Raw genomic sequence first — 6,128 nt, 5'->3', positions numbered from 1 at the left:
GGCCTCTTATTATCACCTTTTCCATGTGAACCCTTTTTATCCTAAAAATTAATCGGTTGTAGCTGAACTATCACCTTTTCCATGTCCCATAAAATAGAGGTGGTTCCCCCCCCCTTTTTTATGGGCAGGCCTAAAAATCACCCGCTTGACAGTCGTGTGATAAAAGATTAAGCTGGAAATATGATTATTAATTATTTTCCCTATGCACAGGAAGAGGCCGGTTTCCCTTAAAATGAGCCAAGTCAAAGAAAACAGCCTTGTTGTAAAGTCCAACTACCTGATAGAGGCGTCCTATCGCCTGACGACTCAGGAGCAACGGATTATTTTAGTGATGGCCTCCATGGTTAAGCCGGATGATGCTGATTTTCAACTCTACCGGATCAACGTGCGGGACTTCAACGAGCTTGTGGGTGTTAGAAATGAGGCTGGATACACCGAGACTAAGGAAATTACCAAAAATCTTTTGAAGCGTGTTCTAATCATCAGAAATATTGAAAATGATAGTGAATTGCAAATTGGCTGGCTGGCCTCAGCCCAATATTATCATGGCAAAGGCTATGTTGAGCTTGAATTTTCGCCTAAATTAAAACCATATTTACTTGAGTTGCGCTCAAGATTTACATCATACCAGTTGAAAAACGTGTTGAAGTTGAAAAGTTCATATTCAATTAGAATTTATGAATTGCTCAAGCAGTTTGAAAAAATAAGGGAAAGGTCATTTGAATTTGAAGATTTAAAGAAAAGGCTGGGTATACCTGAAGATAAATATAAGCAATATGGACATTTTAAGGATAAGATTCTGAATAAAGCCAAAAAAGAACTAAAAGGGGTTACAGATATAGCTTTTACGTTTAGAGAAAAGAAAAAGGGTCGCAAAGTAACAGGTATAATATTTTTTATAAAAACAAGAACAATAGAAAAAGAGGCAGAAAAAGAGCTATATGAAGAGCTTGAACAAATTAAGAATATCGAATTATATACAACATTACAGGAATATTACCTCTTATCCCCTGATCAAGCCAAAGATGTATTATCAAAATATAGAGAAAATGACATTTTGGAAGTCCTTGAGTATGTAAAAAAGCAATATGATAACGGGCAAATCAAGAAACTTGGGCCTTATACGCTAAAAGCCATTCAAAGTGGTTGGAAAGAGCAAAGGACCTTTTTCGATGTGGAAAAGGAGCAAGAAGCAGAGGCCAGAAGGCAAGCAGAAGCTCAAAAACGCCTCAGAGAGACATTAGAAGTTGATTATCAAGGATTTTATCGTGAACAGGTCGAAAAGGGCCGTGAGAGCCTTCCAGAGGCCAAAATTAAAGAGATAGAAGCTGAGGAGTTGGCCAAAATAAAAGAAAAGCGCCCCAATGAACGATTTGCCAATATATTATTAGGGGCGAATGTGAGAAGCCGTTTAGCTGAAATGTTTAATATTCCCTCGGAAGAGGATTGGATAGAAACAGAGATGAAAAAGCGCCAAAAATAGGGTCGTCCCCTACCCTGCCAGCTCGTCAAGACGCCTTTTGAGGCGTTTTCTTTTTCCTCGATTAAAAATTCCCGTGGCCTGGCTCATTTCCTGGGCGATTTTTAGGGCCTCCTCTGCCCTACCCCATGCCTTTTTTATGGCCTGGTCTTTCGCGGCCAGATCCTTTTTTATATCCTCCGGGCTTTTCCCCTCGGGCAAGGCCAACAGGATTTTGCTTGCCTCGTTCAATTCCTTTTGAATCCTGATAATTTCGTCTTTTTCTGCAAGGCGTTTCTCTTTTTCCAAGGCTACGTCTTTAAGGGCCTCTTTAAGCTCATTTAGCAAAGCCACGTCTATATTGTCCGGCTTTGAGACGGGTTTTAAACCCTTTGCGATACTTTCGTTTGAGGCGCTTTCTCCAGATTGGCCACCGTCTGCCCTGCCCTTTTGAATACTTTCAAGCGCCTGCTTGATGGTGGGCAAGGTGTAGCCTTCTTCTTTGAGTTGCTTGATTTTGTCCCAAATAATTATAGATGATGGATCAAAAAGAAGCCTATTGCTTTCCCCTCTCCGTATATATGGGTTTAGATACGGTTTGAGCTTTTGGATATATTTTCTCAAAACCGAAATGTCTAAACCAGTCCGCTCTTGAACCTCCTCGATGGTGAACATAAGCGTAAAAATAACTTTATACACCGTTGGAAAAACCCTGTATAAAGTCGATATATTAAACGTCTTAAAACTCTATAAGATCCCTATAAAAAAGTGTATCAAAAATTTTCAATAATTTCAACATCTTATAAAATTTTTTCTTTTTGTTGGAGTGCTCTTCTCACCGAACCTTCGCTAATCTTCAACCGCTTGGCCACCTGGACATTAGAAAGGCCCTGCCCTTTCAACTCCTTTATCCGGCTTTTGACCATTGGGGTTAACACGGTTTTTCTGCCTATGACCTTGCCTTTCGCCTTGGCGTTTCGGAGTCCGGATTTAACCCTTTCGCTCATAAGGGCGCGTTCAAACTCTGCCATGGCCCCGATAATTTGAAAGGTAAGGCGTCCCGTGGGGGATAGGGTATCAAGGCCAGGATCACTAAAGGACACAAACCCGATTCCGCAGGAATTGAGTTTATCAAGGGTATCCACCAGGTCTTTAAGAGACCGGCTCAAGCGGTCCAATTTCCAAACCAAAAGCACGTCAAACCGTTTCCGATGGGCGTCCTCCAGCATTTTTTGAAAAGCCGGGCGCTTGGTGTTGGCTCCGGAAAATCCTTGGTCTGTAAAAACCTGGTAAAGGGTCCAGGATCGGCGCTTGGCGTATTTTTGAAGCTCTTCTAATTGAGCGTCCACGGTCTGTTTGTCCGTGGAGACGCGGGCATAGATGGCCACTAATTGTTTAGCCATATCAAACCTATTATTTAGACTCTTACTTTAATGGTAGGGGATAGGGGAAAGGGTGTCAAACCTGGCCTAACGCCATACCATGCCACGCCATACTGTATAAAATGGCGTTGCATGGAGCGACGTGAAATAACATAGCATGACATGGTATGGTTTGACGTCATTTCATGTCTTTTATGCCTTTACTGACGGCCTCCATAACCACACGGGCACAGAAGGCGTGCATACTTTTTTCATTGGATTTTTCCACCAGGTATTTAAGGCGTAAAAAATCCGGTTCGCTCAAACGGAGATTAAACGCTTTGATAACCCGTGCGTCTACGCCCGGAGCTTCCCAAGGGTAGGGGGCAGGCGCTTTCTTTTTGGGAGGTTTAGACGCTTCTTGCTCTGGTTTGTCCTCTGTTTTCCCTTTGGCTGGCCCGGCCTCGCTTATAAAAGCCTCTTTGGCTTTTTCTTTTTCCGGGTCAGGCGTGGCCATGGCTCCGGGGGGCGTCATAGAAAGAGAGGGTTTTTTCTTTTCATCCGGCATGAAACACCTCCTTGTAAAGCTCGGTGATCTCGGCCACGGCCTTGGGGTCCGGAGGCGTCATTTCAGAAACGCTTAAGCCGTCCCTGGCTGCCTTTCTAAAGGCGATACGATCACGGACAAGGGCTTTGGATAGTTCCAACTCCTCAAGGTCGGCTAAAATCTCCTGGGCTTCCGCAGCCTCGGATACGGACGGGTTAGGGGATGCCCGGTTTAAGATGATATAAACTTTCAAATCCGGGTTTAGGATTTTAGCTTTTGAAACCATCTGCGCCATAGGGGATAGGGTCCATACATCAAACTGGCTCGGCTGTACCGGCACATATGCTTTGTGGGCTACAAGCATACTGCTCCGGAGTTCTTCGGAGTCTCGGCCACCGGCGTCAATTATTATGTCGTCGAATTTTCCGGCCAGCTTGGAAACCTCCTGGTCAACCCGTCCGAATTTTTGGGCGCAATAAATCGCGGGCTTGATCCCCTTATCATCCCGTATCCGGCTCCAATAGGTAGCCGACCCCTGGCTATCCGTATCCAGTAAAAGAACCTCATGGCCTTCTTGGGCTCTCATGGCCGCAAAGTTCGTGGCCAGGGTGGTTTTCCCTGTGCCGCCTTTTTCCGCTCCGATTAGGACAATCATATATCCCCCTTAGCATGGTGTGACGTGAAATGACATGACATTATACCAGATGAAATAGATAGGGGGAAGGGGGGAAAATTGATAAGCGAAGTTTAATGGATTTTAGAAAGGAACAGGTTTAGCAGATTGTGTTTTTCTTAGATTCCCAACAGGCAATCACATCTCGCATAAATTGGTCTGGTTTGGGCTCGCTGAATGAAAGCCGATAAATTTTTTTTCCTGACAGGGTTTCGCCTTCGCTTGGTTTTGTTCTTAGATTGTATGAATAGCAATTATCGAATTGCCCATCTCGCTCAAAATAGTTTCTTTTTAGAGCTCCACCAGGATCGTTTCTATAACCAAGCTCACCTCTAACTACGGCGTCTCCATGAGGCGGAGGAAACGCTTTTGCATCAAGAGTAAAAAAACCGCTCCAGTAGCCGGCTTCCATCATAGCTAAACTAGCTGGCACATCATCTTGTATTCTTTCTGCAAGACTACTTTTAACATGAAGGCCACCAAAGACTTTATAAATATTATGATGACACTTACCTTCAAGCACTATGTCCAGCTTTGATTTTCCAACCTTATCATCAATACCCATTTGTTTCATAACTTGGTGAGCGCGATTACCTGTTATACATTCAATATTAATTCCGTATTGATCGAATAGAGGCGCATAAATATCAACAAAAGCAATTTCAAGAGCAAAACCAGCAGTTCGTTTCCAGCTTTGATCGCTATATTCATCCAGATAATATCTATAAATAACATGCCACCAAAGATCAGCAGGATTTGCTTCTGGACAAAGTTTTAAGCTGTAAATATAAGAATCAGAAACAGCTCGGGATTTAGTTTTTTTCGTAAGAGAGTTCTGATAATACTCGATGATATTGTTATACTGGTCATCAGAGATATTTTTAATATTAACGTCTACGCTTTCTTTTTGCTTGGCGTCATAAACTTTAATAATCATTCTAATTCCCCTAAAAGAGTATCAGAAGAGACGCCCAACGCCTTTGAAAGAAGTTTGAGTTCATAATCTGTAACTTTTCTTGTTCCAAGCTCTATTTTTGAGACAGTAAATCTGTCACAGTCTGACCATCCGAGTAATTGAAGGCGAGTAGAAAGCCCTTCCTGTGTTATTTTAGGGTTTTTTGATTCTCTGGAGATTTTTATCGCATCTCCGACAATATTTTTTCTTTCCAGCAACATTGGGCACCCTTTGCAAAAATTTGATTTAGCCCTTGCTAATAGCATGTTTTTTGTGTATCTTGTGACCGATTTCGGTCACAAGATGAGTGGGGGGTTAAACCAAAAAGAGAATAACTTTAAATAAATAGACCTACTTTATAAGGAGAGACAATGGACGTGGAAAAAATAGGACCATTTCATGTTAACAGTGTCACAGAAGGGGACTGCTTCGAACTCATAAAAGAACTTCCTAATGAGAGTATAGATATTGTAGTAACTAGCCCGCCATACTGGGGACAACGTATGTCAAAAGGAATGGGGACAGAAGATGATCCGAGAGAATATATAAAAGTTTTAATCAGGATATTCGAATTATTATTGCCCAAAATGAAGGAAACTGGAGCTGTATGGATAAACATCGGTGACGCATATAATACACCCGTGAATTGGCGTATTGATGATAGAAATTATAGTACATTAGGAGAAAATCAAAACGGCCTTGCAGAAAATAATTCTGCTTATATAAAGCCACGGGCTAAAAGAAAAGCATTTATAGATAAGGGTGCACCGTGGTTAACATATGGAAACCTGCTGGCATTACCATATAGATTGATAATAGGATTATGTGATGTCGGATATATATTTAGAGGTGAAGTAATTTGGGACAAAAAAAATCCGATGCCAGAAGGGAGATGTAGACGGCCTCACAGAAAACATGAGTCTATATATCTTTTAGTTAAAAGCGAAAAGAACCATAATTTTAAAATAAAACCTCCGGTTAAAAGTGTATGGACATTTTCAAATGAGAAAATTTCTGGGCGCTCTCATTTTTCAAGATTTCCCGAAGAATTACCCTTAAGGTGTATTGATGCTTATGGTAAATCCGGCCCAGACATAGTTGTTTTGGACCCTTTTTCCGGTTCTGGCACAACC

The 6,128-nt window shown here is 42.0% G+C and carries 8 protein-coding genes; 2 read left to right on the top strand and 6 right to left on the bottom strand.

Going from position 1 to position 6,128, the window contains the following annotated elements:
• Positions 1 to 232 precede the first annotated feature (232 nt).
• The gene (locus tag G491_RS32595) at positions 233 to 1,483 is read left to right on the top strand and encodes a replication initiation protein (RefSeq protein WP_051327531.1); all 1,251 of its coding nucleotides are present in this window, start codon (positions 233 to 235) and stop codon (positions 1,481 to 1,483) included.
• A gap of 9 nt (positions 1,484 to 1,492) precedes the next feature.
• Here G491_RS32595 and G491_RS0125875 read toward each other — a convergent pair whose 3' ends face one another.
• The 6 genes from G491_RS0125875 to G491_RS35125 all read right to left on the bottom strand — a co-directional run bounded on the left by G491_RS0125875 (position 1,493) and on the right by G491_RS35125 (position 5,216).
• The gene (locus G491_RS0125875) at positions 1,493 to 2,134 is read right to left on the bottom strand and encodes a MerR family transcriptional regulator (protein WP_084511696.1); all 642 of its coding nucleotides are present in this window, start codon (positions 2,132 to 2,134) and stop codon (positions 1,493 to 1,495) included.
• 125 nt (positions 2,135 to 2,259) lie between these two features.
• Positions 2,260 to 2,862 carry a recombinase family protein gene (locus G491_RS0125870; protein ID WP_028316596.1) on the bottom strand — a complete coding sequence of 201 codons (603 nt, stop codon included), beginning with the start codon at positions 2,860 to 2,862 and terminating at the stop codon, positions 2,260 to 2,262.
• Between the two features lie 157 nt (positions 2,863 to 3,019).
• Positions 3,020 to 3,388: a hypothetical protein gene (locus tag G491_RS0125865; RefSeq protein WP_028316595.1), complete on the bottom strand. Its 369-nt coding sequence runs from the start codon at positions 3,386 to 3,388 to the stop codon at positions 3,020 to 3,022.
• Positions 3,378 to 4,022, bottom strand: coding sequence for a nucleotide-binding protein (locus G491_RS0125860; RefSeq protein WP_028316594.1), 645 nt, complete (start codon positions 4,020 to 4,022; stop codon positions 3,378 to 3,380). Before G491_RS0125860 ends, G491_RS0125865 begins: the two co-directional genes overlap by 11 nt.
• Positions 4,023 to 4,140: 118 nt before the next feature.
• Positions 4,141 to 4,977 carry a BsaWI family type II restriction enzyme gene (locus G491_RS34690; protein ID WP_051327529.1) on the bottom strand — a complete coding sequence of 279 codons (837 nt, stop codon included), beginning with the start codon at positions 4,975 to 4,977 and terminating at the stop codon, positions 4,141 to 4,143.
• Entirely contained in the window at positions 4,974 to 5,216 is a 243-nt protein-coding gene (locus G491_RS35125) for a helix-turn-helix domain-containing protein (RefSeq protein WP_084511695.1), read from the bottom strand. Before G491_RS35125 ends, G491_RS34690 begins: the two co-directional genes overlap by 4 nt.
• 150 nt (positions 5,217 to 5,366) lie before the next feature.
• Between G491_RS35125 and G491_RS0125850 the strand changes: the two genes are divergently transcribed.
• Positions 5,367 to 6,128, top strand: a 762-nt coding sequence (locus G491_RS0125850; protein ID WP_028316593.1) for a DNA-methyltransferase, incomplete at its 3' end; no start/stop codon positions are given.

The organism is Desulfatibacillum aliphaticivorans DSM 15576 (assembly GCF_000429905.1).
Classification (GTDB): Bacteria; Desulfobacterota; Desulfobacteria; order Desulfobacterales; family Desulfatibacillaceae; genus Desulfatibacillum; species Desulfatibacillum aliphaticivorans.
Note: the sequence above shows the minus strand (reverse complement) of the source record. Positions and strands in the feature narration are given on the sequence as shown.

Excerpts from the sequence above, each read along its gene's own strand:
- G491_RS32595 (WP_051327531.1), top strand. The coding sequence starts at position 233 with ATGAGCCAAGTCAAAGAAAACAGCCTTGTTGTAAAGTCCAACTACCTG.
- G491_RS0125875 (WP_084511696.1), bottom strand. The coding sequence starts at position 2,134 with ATGTTCACCATCGAGGAGGTTCAAGAGCGGACTGGTTTAGACATTTCG.
- G491_RS0125870 (WP_028316596.1), bottom strand. The coding sequence starts at position 2,862 with ATGGCTAAACAATTAGTGGCCATCTATGCCCGCGTCTCCACGGACAAA.
- G491_RS0125865 (WP_028316595.1), bottom strand. The coding sequence starts at position 3,388 with ATGCCGGATGAAAAGAAAAAACCCTCTCTTTCTATGACGCCCCCCGGA.
- G491_RS0125860 (WP_028316594.1), bottom strand. The coding sequence starts at position 4,022 with ATGATTGTCCTAATCGGAGCGGAAAAAGGCGGCACAGGGAAAACCACC.
- G491_RS34690 (WP_051327529.1), bottom strand. The coding sequence starts at position 4,977 with ATGATTATTAAAGTTTATGACGCCAAGCAAAAAGAAAGCGTAGACGTT.
- G491_RS35125 (WP_084511695.1), bottom strand. The coding sequence starts at position 5,216 with ATGTTGCTGGAAAGAAAAAATATTGTCGGAGATGCGATAAAAATCTCC.